The following is a 13,956-nucleotide window of genomic DNA, read 5'->3' as shown; positions in this document are numbered from 1 at the left end:
TCGATTAAATTACCACTTACTATCAGGATAAGCACGCTGCATATACTGCATTTCAGTAAGAATATAGCCCATATGTTCACTATGTAATCCTTCTTTTCCACCTTTTTGAAAGTATTCTACTTCTGGAATTTCTAGTGTTGCTGTAGAAAGTAACTCGCCTACTTTTTCATAGTAGTATTCTTTTAACTGCAACATATCTGGGGCTACACCTGCAGCAATCATAGCATCATCTGCATTGGTAGTGTGAAACAACTCATCAGTATAAATCCAAAGATCATTTACCGCTTGTTGTACACGTGTTTTACTTTCTTCAGTTCCATCGCCTAGACGTTTTAACCAGTCACCAGAAAAACGCTCATGATAGCTCGCTTCTTTGATACCTTTAAAAGCAAGAGCTCTTAAAGTCTCGTCTGCACTTTGCTGTAATGCGCCTAAGAACATTCTGTTATATACATCAAAGAAAAACTGACGTACGATCACGTATCCAAAATCTGTATTAGGCTGCTCTACCAGTAATACATTCTTATACTCACGTTCTTTTCTTAAAAATGCGATATCATCTTCAGTAGACTTATCACCTCTTAATTGCGCTATATACTGGTAAAAACTACGCACCTGCCCTAACATATCTAGTGAGATATTAGTCAATGCGATATCTGGCTCTAGATTAGGACCGTGACCACAAAGCTCTCCTAGACGCTGACCAAGAATCAAATAGTTATCTGCCACACCTAAAAGATAGTCGATCAGGTGTTTCTTATTTTCTGTTGATTCAAGGAATTGTGGGTTTAATTCTTTTATTGGTTTCATATAAAAGTTTAAGTTGAAGTTTAAGATAAAGCCTAACTCAGCCTCATTTAACTCTATGACTTAGATTTGATTATTGCTCGTAAAATTTTAATTAATTCTAATGACTCTTGTGATAATTTCTCTAGCTCTGTTTCATCATTTAATTCGGCTCCTATCTGTATTAAAAGATTGTTTCGACATTCTTTTATCTCTTTATGAGCAATGTTGAGCTTATTTAATTTGTCTTTTTGACTACTTGCGCCTAAGAATTCACCAAAGTTTAATGCTACAGATCCTGAAGAACGAATAATTTGTTGCTGATAATAACGAGAAGCATAATCGGTCCAGTCCGCTTTACGTGAAACTTTCACCATATCTACAGCAAACTTGATTAATCTATCCTCTAAATCATATTTCTTTCCATCCATATTTTAAACTTGATCTTAAACTTAAGTTTATGCTTAAAGAATTACATGTGTTTTAATTCTTCAGGTAACTCATAAAAAGTAGGATGTCTGTAAACTTTATCTGTTGCCGGCTCAAATAACTCGCCACTTGCTTCTGGACTACTGGCTGTTATATTTTTAGATTCTACTACCCATATGCTCACACCTTCATTCCTGCGTGTATAAACGTCGCGAGCGTTATTCATTGCCATTTCAGCATCTTCGGCATGTAAGCTACCGCAGTGCCTGTGTTCTAATCCGTTTTTAGATCTTATAAAAACTTCCCAAAGTGGAATTTCTTGACTCATATATTTTCATTTTTAGTTCGTGCGCATTGCATGCGCTACACTCAAAATGGACGCATACGATGCGCCCTTGCTAGCGAGCGAGCTATACCGCTTGCGCAGTCTCTTCTTTTTTAAGTTTCTGTTTTGCTGCATAAGCAGTAGCTGCTTCACGTACCCAAGCGCCATTGTTCCAAGCGTTACGTCTATCATCTAGACGTTTTTTATTCATCGGTCCGTGGCCTTTTACTACTTGCCAGAATTCGTCCCAATCAATTTCGCCAAAATCATAACTTCCCTTTTCATCATTCCATTTTAAATCTGGATCCGGAATAGTAAGTCCTAAAAGTTCTGCTTGTGGTACTGTTTGATCTATAAATTGCTGACGTAACTCATCGTTGGTCTTACGCTTCAACTTCCATTTCATGGATTGCTCTGTATGCGTACTTGCCGCATCTGTAGGACCTAACATCATTAATGACGGCCACCACCAGCGATTCAATGCATCTTGTGCCATTTCTTTTTGCTCTTCACTACCGTTACATAGGGATAACATAATTTCATATCCTTGGCGCTGGTGAAAACTTTCTTCTTTACAAACACGCACCATCGCACGTGCATATGGACCGAAAGAAGTACTACACAACGGTACCTGATTGATAATCGCAGCACCATCCACTAGCCAGCCTATCGCTCCCATGTCTGCCCAAGTCATAGTAGGGTAGTTGAAAATCGAAGAATATTTTGCTTTACCAGAATGTAAATCTTCATAAAGTTGCTCACGAGTGATACCTAAAGTTTCACAAGCGCTGTATAAATAGAGTCCATGTCCAGCCTCATCCTGCACCTTTGCCAGTAGCGCTACTTTGCGTCGCAATGACGGCGCACGAGTAATCCAGTTCCCTTCTGGTAACATCCCTACTATTTCAGAATGAGCATGCTGGGATATTTGTCTGATGTGCGTCTTGCGATACTTCTCAGGCATCCAGTCCTTAGGCTCAATCTTTTCGTCTCTCGCAATTTTAGCATCAAATTGCACTTCTAAATTTTTGATTTCTGCTTCACTCATGGTATTATGTTTTTGACGCATCGACTGCGTCTATGATACTTCGTTGTGGACGCATCGCATGCATTTGTGATGTTCGCATGCGATGCGAACTTACTTTTCTTTCTATATACTTGTTGCGGTTCCGCTTTCGCGAAAGCGATATAACAACATACTTTTTTTATACTCTAGACATCGTAGTCTACAACAAGTTTCTTACTCGTTGGAACACTTACACAACTAAGCACAAATCCTTTCTCAACTTCTTCGTCAGTCAGCGCATAGTTCACTTTCATGGCCACACTTCCTTCTACCACTTTACATTTACATGTACTGCACACACCACCTTTACAGGCATATGGCAAATCTGCTCCAGCTCCTATGGCACCATCTAGGACGTTATCATAATCATCACCTAGTACAAAATGAAATTCTTTACTACCATCTATAATGGTCACATCTACACCATCGACCTTTTTCTCTAGTGCAGCAGCGGCACGAGCTTTATCTGCATCGCTTAATCCGCTTACAAAGAGTTCAAAATGAACATTTTCTTTCTTCATTCCTGCAGCGACTAATTCATCTCTTATTAAGAAAATCATCTCTTCTGGACCACAGATAAAAGCATGGTCTGTATGCGGTGCATTTATTAAAGTTTTAGTAAGCGTTTGTAATTTTTCTTGGTCAAAACGTCCATTAAACAATGGAATATCTCTGTGCTCACGACTTAAGAAATAAAAGACTTCAAAACGACTTAAATACTTGTTTTTAAGTGCTTCTATCTCTTCTTTAAATATAATCGATTTTACGGTTCTATTGAGGTAGAATAACTTGAATTTTGCATTAGGCTCGCTAGCAAGATGTGTCTTAATGATACTCAACATAGGTGTAATTCCACTACCTGCGGCAAATGCGATATAGTTTTTGGCATCATTCTCTTCTGATACTTCGATTCCAAAATCACCACTAGGTGCTGATACCTGTAACACATCACCAGTCTTTAACTCACGATTTACATAAGTTGAAAATTTACCTTCAAAGATTTCTTTAACCGCAACTTTCCACTCATTATCCAGCGGACTGCTACACAAAGAATAACTGCGTCGCACATCTTCACCATTTATCATAGCGCGTAAGGTCAAAAACTGACCTGGACGATAGTTAAATTCTTCTTTAAGTTCTTGTGGAACGTCAAAGGCGATTACCGTAGTATCGTCTGTCTCTTTATAGACTTGAGATAATGTTATGTTATGAAAGTTGCTCACAGATATTAGGTCGTTAAGTTTACACAAAACTAACACTTGTTAGTTTGGAAAACAAGCGCCTTTTTTAAGGATGCATTTTATGGTATCGTTAATTAACCTTTAACGCTATTTTCACGACATCAAATCATTACCTCTCGTATATTGCTATATATGCAATACCCTAATATTACAGCTCCAGATTCCATTTTAAAAGAAGCCGAAAAAGCGATGTCTTTTTATCCTGCCTTAAAGGATACTGAAATAGAATTTAAGTTCAATGATATGGTGCGCAAGAATTTCATGCAAGCACAACCTACTTATAAAAGTATTTTTAGAAGTAAAGAAAATCGCGGTTATATCATTTTAATAAGCAAAGAATTTAAAGTAGAAAATGAAATCTTTACTATAAATGAAATACCAAGCGATGTCCTTACAGGATGGTTGGGTCATGAACTAGGCCATGTCATGGATTATCGTTCTCGATCTACTGTAGATATGATTTTCTTTGGATTAAAATACTTATACTCACATGCACACATTCAAGAAGTAGAACGTGCCGCAGACGACTATGCCGTGCGCCACGGTATGGGTGAATATATTTTAAAGACTAAAGAATTTATTTTAAATCACACGAGTCTGTCTGAGAAATATAAAAAGCACATGCGTAAATTCTACCTATCTCCTGAAGAGATTTTAGAATTGATTAATCGCTATGGGGAAACTGGAGAAAAGCCTAGTCAAGATGAACTAGCGCCTAATTAGTTGGTGAGTTGGTGAGTTTTTTCCTCATATAAGCTAACATACTCAAAGACTACTTACAAACTCTTCCCAGGCTTTAAACTTCACTTCGTCCATGACTTTTTCCATTTTTACCTGACCACCTTTTTTCTTATTGTGATCGTTCCATTGTGCAAACGTTTCTGGTTGTATTTTATGAACTTGCACACCTTTTAGCGCCTTGGTTCTGGCTACTTTATAGTTTTTATTAGCTTCTTGTAGCGATTGATCAAGAGCCTCAGCAAGTTCATTTTCTGAAGTTTCTGTTTCTGTACCTAGATACCATACATGCTGAAATTCATCATCAATTTTCTTTGCAGAAACGGTAAACTCTTTAATGCTGGTATTAAATTTTTCTTGCAATTCTGTAATCGCGGTTTCCATTTTAAGAACTGATAACTGACTACCTACTACATTTAAGAAAAACTTAGTTCTACCAGTTATTTTAATTTCGGCTCTTTCTACGTCTGTAAATTTTATTGTATCACCTATCAAGTAACGCCATGCGCCAGATACTGTCGATATGATTAAAGCATAATCAACCTCTGGTTCTACCTCAGCCATTGTTAGAACTGGCGCATCATCAGAAATGCTACCATCTTGTTCTACGTATTCTGGTTGAAAAGGCACAAATTCAAAATAAATACCACCATCGGTAATCAACTGCATAGAACTAGATTCTGGACGTTGTTGACAGGCTATAAAACCTTCACTAGCTAGATAGGTATCTACTATCTGTACAGGCTTTGAAAACAACTTCTCAAAACTCGAGCGATAAGGTTCAAATGCTACACCACCAGAAGTATAAACCGACAGATTAGGCCATATTTCATGAATAGAATCTACCTTGTGATAATCCATTACTTTTCTAAGCATCATTTCTAACCATGATGGAATACCGCTTAACATACCTATATCCCAATTTTTAGCTTCTTCTGCTATTCTTTGAACGCGCTTATCCCAATCGTCTATGGAAGATATTTCTTTTCCTGGTCTGTAAAAAGAGTCTAAAAACTCTGGAATATTACTGGCAGATATTCCACTAATTTCTCCTATCGTAAAACCATTTTCTTCACTCAAATCTGTAGAACTACCTAGTGCTAGGGCTTCACTCTCAAATACATCTGTGGGCAAATTGAAATTAGTCAATGCGCTTACCTGTCTGGTTCCTGCAGCTTTTATCGCCGCAATCATCTCATCTGTGACTGGAATTGTTTTAGATTTTTTACCTGTGGTACCACTAGATCTAGCAAGAAAATTTGGTACGCCTGGCCATGCGATATCGGGCTTTCCTTCTTTCATGCGAGACCACCATTGCTCGTCCATTTTGTGATAGTCGTAAAACGGTACCGCTTTCGCGAAAGCGTGCTCCATATCATCTCCTTCTAAAACACTATTAAAGTCATAATACAAGCCGAAAGAAGTTCTCTTTGCCGTTTTTAATAAATGCTCCAATACTTTGCGTTGCGCAACCACATGGTCTGACGTCGCGGTAATCGTCTCGTGAAGATTTAATGCTGTCTTAATAATAGGACCTAAAAGTGCCATGAAATAGTGGTTTATTCCAAAAATAGACCTTTAAACACCTGTGCTAGGTTAAGATTCTGATAAGATTTTAAATATGAATAAAATTAAATTGCGATCCCAATGACTCTAGAAATGTCACTGTTTAAATATAGCCTAATGATACTTAGTAAAGATTTTTGTCGCTTCATTGTAACTGCTTTCAAAGGACATCGCGTTTACGTTTGAATCTGCTTTTACGGCATTAAAATAACTTACCATTTTCTCTGTAGGCATATTACCTGTAAGTTCATCCTTTGCCATAGGGCAACCGCCAAAACCTTGAATCGCACCATCAAAACGACGGCAACCAGCTTTATAAGCAGCGTCTACTTTTTCATGCCACGTGGTAGGTGTGGTATGTAAGTGTGCACCAAATTCTATTTCAGGATATTTAGGAATCAAGTTAGAGAACAAATAAGTAATCGTCTCGGGATCTGAACTACCTATGGTATCAGATAGCGATAAAATCTTAACGCCCATCTTGTATAATTTCTCTGTCCACTCTCCTACTATCTCCACATTCCATGGATCTCCATAAGGATTACCAAATCCCATCGAGATATAAACTACTAATTCTTTATTATGCTTTTGAGCGAGATCAATTACTTCTTGCAACAACTCCACACTTTGTGCAATAGTTTTATGGGTATTACGCATCTGGAAATTCTCTGAAATAGAGAATGGATAACCCAAATATTGAATCTCTGGATGCTCACATGCCGCTTTTGCACCACGTAGATTTGCAATAATAGCAAGCAGTTTAGATTCTGTTTTAGAAAGGTCAAGTTTTGAAAGAACCTCAGCCGTATCCACTAGTTGCGGTATTGCTTTAGGAGAAACAAAACTACCAAAATCTATGGTATCAAATCCACATCGCAATAAGGATTGAAGGTATTGCACCTTCAAATCTGTAGGAATCATTTCTTTGATTCCTTGCATTGCGTCACGCGGACATTCTATGATTTTTACCTTTTCCATTGAGCTGCAAATATAAGGTTACGCAAAGGTTTGCGGAAATGATTTCTACTTCTTATTTAAAAGTCAAAAAGCCTCTTATAAAAAGAGGCTTTAAGATTAAAGTAAAATTTAAGGGGAAAATTACTTTTAAAATATTTTAATAAAATTCAAGTCTAACTTATTACGATTTCTAAATCAGTATTCAAATATGAATAATAATCATCACATAAATATCACAACGGCACTTAATTGATTACAACAACCCTTTTTAAGATATAAACAAACTCAACAAATCGGCAACATCTTCCTGTCTTTCTATATAATATCGTGCTGCAGTATTAACACGTCCTACTTTAACAGTAACAGCATCTTCTGGTAGGTCCTGGAACATAAATTCATCCGTCCAGTCATCTCCTATTGCAAATACAAAATCCTTTTCTGAACTTAATATATGATTAGTTGCTGCTTTACCTTTATGAACATTCATACTTTTCACTTCAATGACTTTGTTACCATAAAGAACACTTAAGCCACGGTTAATGCTTAATTCTTTAATAACATTAGAGAGTTCTGTTGCTCGTTGTTCACCTAAATCGGGATCTGCTTTGCGGTAGTGCCATGCTAATGAATATTTCTTTTTCTCAATGAATGTTCCTGGAGTACGATCCACATATTTTTGAAGAATAGGTTCAATAGTAGGAAACCAATCTGTATTCATGGCCTCAGTTAGAAACCATTTGTTATCGACCACATTTTTCTTAAGAACCCCATGTTCTGCAATAAGAACTACCGGAATATCTTTAAACCACTCTCCTAAAGTATCTGCATCGCGACCACTTATGATCACAACTTCAGTACGTGGCAAATTATTTAAACTACGTACTAAATTTAAAATTTTCTCATCAGGGGATGCTTCATTAGGATTATTCACAAATCCTCTCAAAGTCCCATCATAATCTAAAAAGAAGATTCTATTCTTAGATTCTTTATATCGTTGTAATAATTTTTCCTTGCGATTAAAATTTAATAATTTAGTCTTTACTAACTCTTCGGTCCTTTTAATTGATTTAAGCTTGTTCATAAAATCTTCTGCCCACTTTTCTACATTATAGCGTTTAAGACGGCTTTGCATATATTTATTACGTTTTTTCTGCTCACTTACAGGCATCTCTATAGCTTCCTTAATAGTGTCTGCAATCAATTCCATATCATTAGGATTGATGAGTAATGCCTCATTCATTTCCTTTGCGGCACCTGCCATTTCACTTAGAATTAATACACCTGTCTGATCAGTGCGACAGGCAACATATTCTTTAGCAACTAAGTTCATTCCGTCTCGTATAGGTGTTATAAGTGCTACCTCACAAGAAGTATATAGGTCTATTAAATTTGTAAAAGGCATGGATCGATAAAAGTACCAGATAGGTGTCCAGCTTACTGTGGCAAATTTTCCATTAATTCGCCCTACTAGCTCATCTATTTCTTTTTTCAATCGTTTATATTGCTTTACGTTGGAACGACTAGGAACCGCTAGCATAACTAGTCTCACTTTTTCGATGTATTCAGGATATTTCTCTAGAAAACGTTCATAAGCCTTGATACGGTTTGCTATACCTTTTGTATAATCCAGTCGATCGATAGAAAGAATCATTTTAGCCTCTGGAGTTTCTTCTTGATGATGGTATAATCTACGTTGTAGCTCACTCTGTGTTGTGTCTGTTTGTTGTTGATTCGCTTTCGCGAAAGACGAGAACTTTTCATAATCGATACCCATAGGAAAAGAATCTACCGTCACCACACGATCTGCCAGAGTGATACTATTAAAACTAGTCGCATAGCCTAAAATCCTACTTACCGAGCTTAAAAAATGTCGCTCATAATCATATGTATGAAACCCTATAAGATCGGCTCCTAGAAGACCATTTAAAATCTGCTCACGCCATGGAATTGTTCTAAAAACTTCAAACGAAGGAAATGGAATATGTAAAAAGAAACCAACAGATACATCAGGACGTTTTTCTTTTATAAGTTGAGGCAATAACATAAGCTGATAATCATGTATCCAAACGGTATCACCTTCTTCAAGATTTTCTAACACTACTTGCGCAAATTTTTCATTTACCCTTTTGTAAGATTCCCAATAATCATTACTAAATTTTGCGTATTCCATAAAATAATGAAACATGGGCCATATGGTATGATTGCTAAATCCATAGTAAAAACCGTCGAAGTCATCTTTAGATAATGTTACAGAGGCACATTGTTGTTCTTTTACTACCTTCTCCACAGTATTTACTAGCTGGGAATCAACATCTTCCTGTATAAGACCATTCCACCCTATCCATAAACCATTACTCTCTTTATGTACAGATTTAAGTCCTGTAGCTAGCCCACCTACACTAGGAGAAGAGGAAACCTTACCATTCTTAATGTTTAATTGTAAGGGTAATCTATTAGAAACTATTAAGGTTTTTAACATAAAAATAAAATCTTTGGTTTGAATTATTCATTAATTCTTAAATTTCGGAAAAATCTGTTTGTCCTAAATAAAAATTTACGATTATTATGAATAATTTAAATTATGGAATTATAGGTAACTGCCAAAGCGCAGCCCTTATTTCTGAAAAAGGATCCATTGACTGGTGCTGTCTTCCCATATTTGATTCTGCGTCTGTATTTGCAAAATTATTAGATGATAAAAAGGGTGGTTCTCTTAGTTTTATATTACGTGATGATTATAGTATATCTCAAGAATATCTGTGGAAAACAAATATTCTAAGCACTACTTATGATAATGGTATCGATGCCTTTCAAGTAATTGATTTTATGCCGCGCTACCAGCAAGAAGACGGTAGTTATTACACGCCACCTGATATCATAAGATTTATAAGGCTTTTAAAAGGAAAGCCACAATTCTCCATTCAATATGATCCACGTCTAGAATATGCTTCTAGTAAAGTATTTACCACAATTGAAGAAGAATATGTCCACAGCCAGACTAAAGACGGTAAATATGATTCTTTGTTTTTATATAGTGATCTTAACTATGAAGACATTGTCAACCAGCAAACTATAACACTGACTAGTAACGCTTATTTACTTGTAAGTTATCATGAAAAATTGAGTCAACAAAGCCTAGATAGATGCTATCTCAAATTCCAACGTACTAAAACCTACTGGATGGACTGGAGTGAAAAAACGACTAGTTATCCTATATATCAAAATGAAATTATACGCAGTGCTCTTACACTCAAAGTGCTTTCATATGAAAAGTCTGGTGCTGTTCTTGCTGCGGCTACAACAAGTTTGCCAGAAACTATAGGTGAGGTAAGAAACTGGGATTATCGTTTTTGTTGGATACGTGATGCATCAATGGTAATTAAAGTAATTGCAGATCTAGGTCACCCATTAAGTGCACGTAAATTTTTACAATTTGTTATAAATACCATACCAGATAAGGATGAAAAAATTCAAATCATGTATGGAATTAATGGTGAGCGTGACCTGACCGAAAGTTTCTTAGATCACCTTGATGGTTATAAGAATTCGCAGCCTGTGCGTATAGGTAACGCTGCTTATATACAGAAGCAAAATGATATTTATGGGATTTTAATGGAGGTTATTTATCGCCAGTTTGTAGAGTTTGAAACCACTTTAGAAAACCGTGAAGAACTATGGACCATTATTAAAGGAATTACTAAAATAGTAGAACAACACTGGCAAGAACCAGATAAAGGTATATGGGAATTGCGTACTGAAGATAGACATTTTACCTTTTCAAAATTACTTTGTTGGGTAGCCATGGATAGGGCTATTAAAGTAGGTGTGATATTAGGTCGTAAAGAACCTTTAGAAGACTGGAAAACACTACGATCAGAAATCTATGAAGACATTTACCAGAATTCTTGGAGTGAAGAAGTACAAGCTTATACTCAATCTTATGGCTCAAAAGATTTAGATGCATCTACATTACTAATGGAACAGTATGGATTTATTAAAGCCACAGATTCTCGTTTTATAAGTACTGTCCAAGCAACAGAAAAAGAATTGTGCCGCGATGGATTAATGTATAGATATAAGAATCAAGACGACTTTGGAGAGCCTTCTTCCAGCTTTACAATTTGCTCATTTTGGTTTATCGACAGTCTTAATAAAATAGGGGAGACTAAGAAAGCTCGCATGTATTTTGATCAGTTGTTATCTTATAGTAATCATTTAGGATTATTTAGTGAGGATATTGATTTTGAAACTAAAAGACTACTAGGTAATTTCCCGCAGGCTTATTCACATCTTGCTCTTATAGAAACTGCTATCAATTTTTCAAAAACCATGGAGAATAATTAGTCAAGAAATCTAAATATGCAAGTTGTTTAAAAGCATTTTATTTACGGAATCAAAATAGCAACAGCAATACCTATAAAAACTACAATTTGCGTCCATTTCATGGCTGGTGCAAACCAGGTAGAAGTTTTTATAAAACTTGCTGCTTTTCCTGCTAGTAAAGCAATGGTGTAAAATGTTAGTAATGAAACTAACATAAAAACGCCACCTAAAACATAAATCTGAATCCAGTCTGGATAAGAGTTTGCGATTACAAATTGCGGTAACAATGCGAGAAAAAACAAAGTCACTTTAGGATTGAGCAAATTCATAGTAATTCCTACTTTGTAAAGCTTCCATAGACTTTGGGAAGAAGTTTTTGAATCACCAAATTCAATACTCGCATCTGATTTATAAATTTTAAAAGCGAGATAAAGCAAATAAATAGCACCAGCAATTTTAATAGAATACAACAACCACTCATTATCTCGGATAACAACAGCAAAACCTAATGCAACTACTGATGTATGAACAATACATCCTGTAATTAATCCACTGGCGATGGCGATCCCGTATTTAGAGCCTCTTGCAACTGATTGTGTGAGTACAAAAATATTATCTGGTCCTGGACTTAATGCGAGGAGTAAAGTTGCAAATGCAAAGGAGATTAGGGTTTCTATCACTTATTAAGCCTAATGATTATACGTACAATTGCAAAAGTGATCAGAATAAAGCTAAGGATATTTCTGAAGGTAAAAATACTTTTAGATTCAGTCTTTTTGTGATATTGATCAAATTCAGAATACTTTCCCTTAGAAGTATTTTTTTCTGATTCGATAAATTTATTTTTAGCCTTTTTGCCAATATCTGTGCACGAAGGACAACCCTTTAATGCCATGGGAAATTCTTCGTTACATTTATCACAAGTTAAATAAACCATATCTCCTCTTAAATTTAAGAGTAAGTATACAAACATTTGACAGTTTCAACAAATGACCCTTAAGATTTAAATGTCAACCAATAAAAAAGGCTATCAAATTAATGATAGCCTTGGGTACGTTATAGCATCTTAATATTTTAACCTAAGGCGTTTGTGTGACTTTATATATCCTATCGTTAGAATTTACATAATAATTGAGAGTATAAGAATATGTTTTAGGATTATTCAATTTTTGCTCATTCTTAATTTGTTGAGCACGATTAGATGTAGGTTTAGTAGCTTTTGCATACCCAAGTTTACTCGTTTGTTGAACGTAATAAACAAGAATTTTTTCACCATTATCTCCTTCTTTTATTTCATCCGGTTCGCCATTCTTTTTAATCATACTAGCTGCCGTTTTACCTTTCCATTTCTCATCAAAATGGTCTTCAACTGTCGCACAGCTTATTATAAAAAAAGTAAAAAGGACTGGTAATAAAAATTTAATATGTTGCATGTTTCTTATTATTTCGTCAAAAAAATAAAAAACTAGTGAGCTTTTCTAATTATTTCTTCATTAATTTCCCTAATCAACGCAGGGCCTTCATAAACAAAACCAGTATATAATTGAACCAGACTGGCACCAGCATTTATTTTATCAATAGCATCTTGTGCGGTCATAATACCACCTACACCGATAATCGGGAAGGCACCGTTGCTTTTATCGTGTAAAAAAGCAATCACCTCAGTCGCTCTTTTAGTTAATGGCGCACCGCTCAGTCCGCCGGCTTGTTTTACTAGACTTTCTTCTGATTGCAATCCTTCTCTAGAGATGGTGGTGTTAGAAGAAATAACTCCATCGATTTTAGTATCTTCTACTATTCCAATAATATCCATCAATTGATCGTCAGTAAGATCTGGAGCGATTTTAAGGAGTATCGGTTTTCTTTGAGGCTTTTTATTATTTAAGTCTTGTAGTGTTTGTAATATATGCGTTAATGGCTTGCGGTCTTGTAATTCTCTTAGACCTGGTGTATTAGGCGAGCTTACATTTACTGTAAAATAATCTACATGATCAAATAGTTTTTCAAAACAGATAATGTAATCATTTACTGCCTGGTCATTAGGTGTAACTTTGTTCTTACCGATGTTACCACCTATCAAAACATGATTAGGATGACCTAATTTGGGGTTTTTCTTTAATCGTTCCACCGCTAGGTCTACACCACCGTTATTGAACCCCATGCGATTTACTATCGCCTGATCTTTTTTTAATCTAAAAAGACGTTGCTTAGGATTACCATCTTGTGGTACTGGTGTCAGCGTTCCTATCTCTATAAATCCAAAACCTAGGTTAGAAAATTCTTTAAAAGCTTTGGCATCTTTATCAAATCCTGCAGCCATACCCACCGGATTATCAAACTGTAAACCAAAGAGTTCTCTTTTTAAAGCAGGATGATTTTTCCTGTAACGCTTTCGCGAAAGCGTGCTAAAACCAGGTATTTTACTTAACAATTTAATGCTCTTAAAAGAAAAGTGATGAACAGCCTCTGGATCAAAGGCAAAAAGTAACGGACGGACTAAAGATTTATACATAAGAATAAGGTTG

Annotated in this window: 13 protein-coding genes; 2 read left to right on the top strand and 11 right to left on the bottom strand. The window is 35.8% G+C overall.

What is annotated here, in order from left to right; all coding sequences use genetic code 11:
• Positions 1-9: 9 nt before the first annotated feature.
• From paaC to paaE, 5 genes are all read right to left on the bottom strand, one after another.
• Positions 10-810, bottom strand: a complete 801-nt coding sequence (gene paaC, locus LY01_RS12330; RefSeq protein WP_104516159.1) for a 1,2-phenylacetyl-CoA epoxidase subunit PaaC — start codon at positions 808-810, stop codon at positions 10-12.
• Positions 811-863: 53 nt separating this feature from the next.
• Positions 864-1,217 carry a four helix bundle protein gene (locus LY01_RS12325; RefSeq protein WP_104516158.1) on the bottom strand — a complete coding sequence of 118 codons (354 nt, stop codon included), beginning with the start codon at positions 1,215-1,217 and terminating at the stop codon, positions 864-866.
• A 41-nt stretch (positions 1,218-1,258) separates the two neighbouring features.
• Entirely contained in the window at positions 1,259-1,543 is a 285-nt protein-coding gene (gene paaB, locus LY01_RS12320; protein ID WP_036581638.1) for a 1,2-phenylacetyl-CoA epoxidase subunit PaaB, read from the bottom strand.
• Positions 1,544-1,625: 82 nt separating this feature from the next.
• Complete coding sequence (paaA, locus tag LY01_RS12315) at positions 1,626-2,588, bottom strand: 1,2-phenylacetyl-CoA epoxidase subunit PaaA (RefSeq protein ID WP_245890722.1); 963 nt, start codon at positions 2,586-2,588, stop codon at positions 1,626-1,628.
• A 164-nt stretch (positions 2,589-2,752) separates the two neighbouring features.
• The gene (gene paaE / locus LY01_RS12310; protein ID WP_042248316.1) at positions 2,753-3,829 is read right to left on the bottom strand and encodes a 1,2-phenylacetyl-CoA epoxidase subunit PaaE; all 1,077 of its coding nucleotides are present in this window, start codon (positions 3,827-3,829) and stop codon (positions 2,753-2,755) included.
• Positions 3,830-3,979: 150 nt separating this feature from the next.
• Here paaE and LY01_RS12305 point away from each other — a divergent pair, with 150 nt between their 5' ends.
• Positions 3,980-4,570 carry a hypothetical protein gene (locus tag LY01_RS12305; RefSeq protein ID WP_042248313.1) on the top strand — a complete coding sequence of 197 codons (591 nt, stop codon included), beginning with the start codon at positions 3,980-3,982 and terminating at the stop codon, positions 4,568-4,570.
• Positions 4,571-4,612: 42 nt separating this feature from the next.
• Here the strand turns inward: LY01_RS12305 and LY01_RS12300 are convergent, their stop codons facing one another.
• The 3 genes from LY01_RS12300 to LY01_RS12290 all read right to left on the bottom strand — a co-directional run bounded on the left by LY01_RS12300 (position 4,613) and on the right by LY01_RS12290 (position 9,587).
• On the bottom strand, positions 4,613-6,133 hold the full coding sequence (locus tag LY01_RS12300) for a GH3 family domain-containing protein (RefSeq protein WP_104516156.1): 1,521 nt from the start codon (positions 6,131-6,133) through the stop codon (positions 4,613-4,615).
• A 132-nt stretch (positions 6,134-6,265) separates the two neighbouring features.
• Positions 6,266-7,129 carry a hydroxymethylglutaryl-CoA lyase gene (locus LY01_RS12295; protein WP_104516155.1) on the bottom strand — a complete coding sequence of 288 codons (864 nt, stop codon included), beginning with the start codon at positions 7,127-7,129 and terminating at the stop codon, positions 6,266-6,268.
• Between the two features lie 247 nt (positions 7,130-7,376).
• Positions 7,377-9,587, bottom strand: a complete 2,211-nt coding sequence (locus LY01_RS12290) for a bifunctional alpha,alpha-trehalose-phosphate synthase (UDP-forming)/trehalose-phosphatase (RefSeq protein ID WP_104516154.1) — start codon at positions 9,585-9,587, stop codon at positions 7,377-7,379.
• Between the two features lie 86 nt (positions 9,588-9,673).
• Here LY01_RS12290 and LY01_RS12285 point away from each other — a divergent pair, with 86 nt between their 5' ends.
• The gene (locus tag LY01_RS12285; protein WP_104516153.1) at positions 9,674-11,452 is read left to right on the top strand and encodes a glycoside hydrolase family 15 protein; all 1,779 of its coding nucleotides are present in this window, start codon (positions 9,674-9,676) and stop codon (positions 11,450-11,452) included.
• A gap of 41 nt (positions 11,453-11,493) precedes the next feature.
• On the opposite strand, the gene LY01_RS12280 is transcribed toward LY01_RS12285, so the two are convergent.
• The 3 genes from LY01_RS12280 to LY01_RS12265 form a co-directional block, all read right to left on the bottom strand.
• Positions 11,494-12,111, bottom strand: coding sequence for a LysE family translocator (locus LY01_RS12280; protein ID WP_104516152.1), 618 nt, complete (start codon positions 12,109-12,111; stop codon positions 11,494-11,496).
• 399 nt (positions 12,112-12,510) lie between these two features.
• Positions 12,511-12,864: a hypothetical protein gene (locus LY01_RS12270; protein WP_104516150.1), complete on the bottom strand. Its 354-nt coding sequence runs from the start codon at positions 12,862-12,864 to the stop codon at positions 12,511-12,513.
• A gap of 32 nt (positions 12,865-12,896) precedes the next feature.
• Positions 12,897-13,943, bottom strand: coding sequence for a quinone-dependent dihydroorotate dehydrogenase (locus LY01_RS12265; protein WP_104516149.1), 1,047 nt, complete (start codon positions 13,941-13,943; stop codon positions 12,897-12,899).
• Positions 13,944-13,956 lie beyond the last annotated feature (13 nt).

The sequence above is a fragment of the Nonlabens xylanidelens genome (assembly GCF_002934445.1).
In the GTDB taxonomy this organism is placed as follows: Bacteria; Bacteroidota; Bacteroidia; order Flavobacteriales; family Flavobacteriaceae; genus Nonlabens; species Nonlabens xylanidelens.
This window is presented reverse-complemented; position numbering and strand designations above follow the sequence as displayed.

What these genes read in the sequence shown, in the direction of transcription:
- LY01_RS12325 (WP_104516158.1), bottom strand. Translation starts at nt 1,217, where the DNA reads ATGGATGGAAAGAAATATGATTTAGAGGATAGATTAATCAAGTTTGCT.
- LY01_RS12265 (WP_104516149.1), bottom strand. Translation starts at nt 13,943, where the DNA reads ATGTATAAATCTTTAGTCCGTCCGTTACTTTTTGCCTTTGATCCAGAG.
- paaB (WP_036581638.1), bottom strand. Translation starts at nt 1,543, where the DNA reads ATGAGTCAAGAAATTCCACTTTGGGAAGTTTTTATAAGATCTAAAAAC.
- LY01_RS12305 (WP_042248313.1), top strand. Translation starts at nt 3,980, where the DNA reads ATGCAATACCCTAATATTACAGCTCCAGATTCCATTTTAAAAGAAGCC.
- LY01_RS12300 (WP_104516156.1), bottom strand. Translation starts at nt 6,133, where the DNA reads ATGGCACTTTTAGGTCCTATTATTAAGACAGCATTAAATCTTCACGAG.
- paaC (WP_104516159.1), bottom strand. Translation starts at nt 810, where the DNA reads ATGAAACCAATAAAAGAATTAAACCCACAATTCCTTGAATCAACAGAA.
- LY01_RS12295 (WP_104516155.1), bottom strand. Translation starts at nt 7,129, where the DNA reads ATGGAAAAGGTAAAAATCATAGAATGTCCGCGTGACGCAATGCAAGGA.
- LY01_RS12290 (WP_104516154.1), bottom strand. Translation starts at nt 9,587, where the DNA reads ATGTTAAAAACCTTAATAGTTTCTAATAGATTACCCTTACAATTAAAC.
- paaA (WP_245890722.1), bottom strand. Translation starts at nt 2,588, where the DNA reads ATGAGTGAAGCAGAAATCAAAAATTTAGAAGTGCAATTTGATGCTAAA.
- LY01_RS12270 (WP_104516150.1), bottom strand. Translation starts at nt 12,864, where the DNA reads ATGCAACATATTAAATTTTTATTACCAGTCCTTTTTACTTTTTTTATA.
- LY01_RS12285 (WP_104516153.1), top strand. Translation starts at nt 9,674, where the DNA reads ATGAATAATTTAAATTATGGAATTATAGGTAACTGCCAAAGCGCAGCC.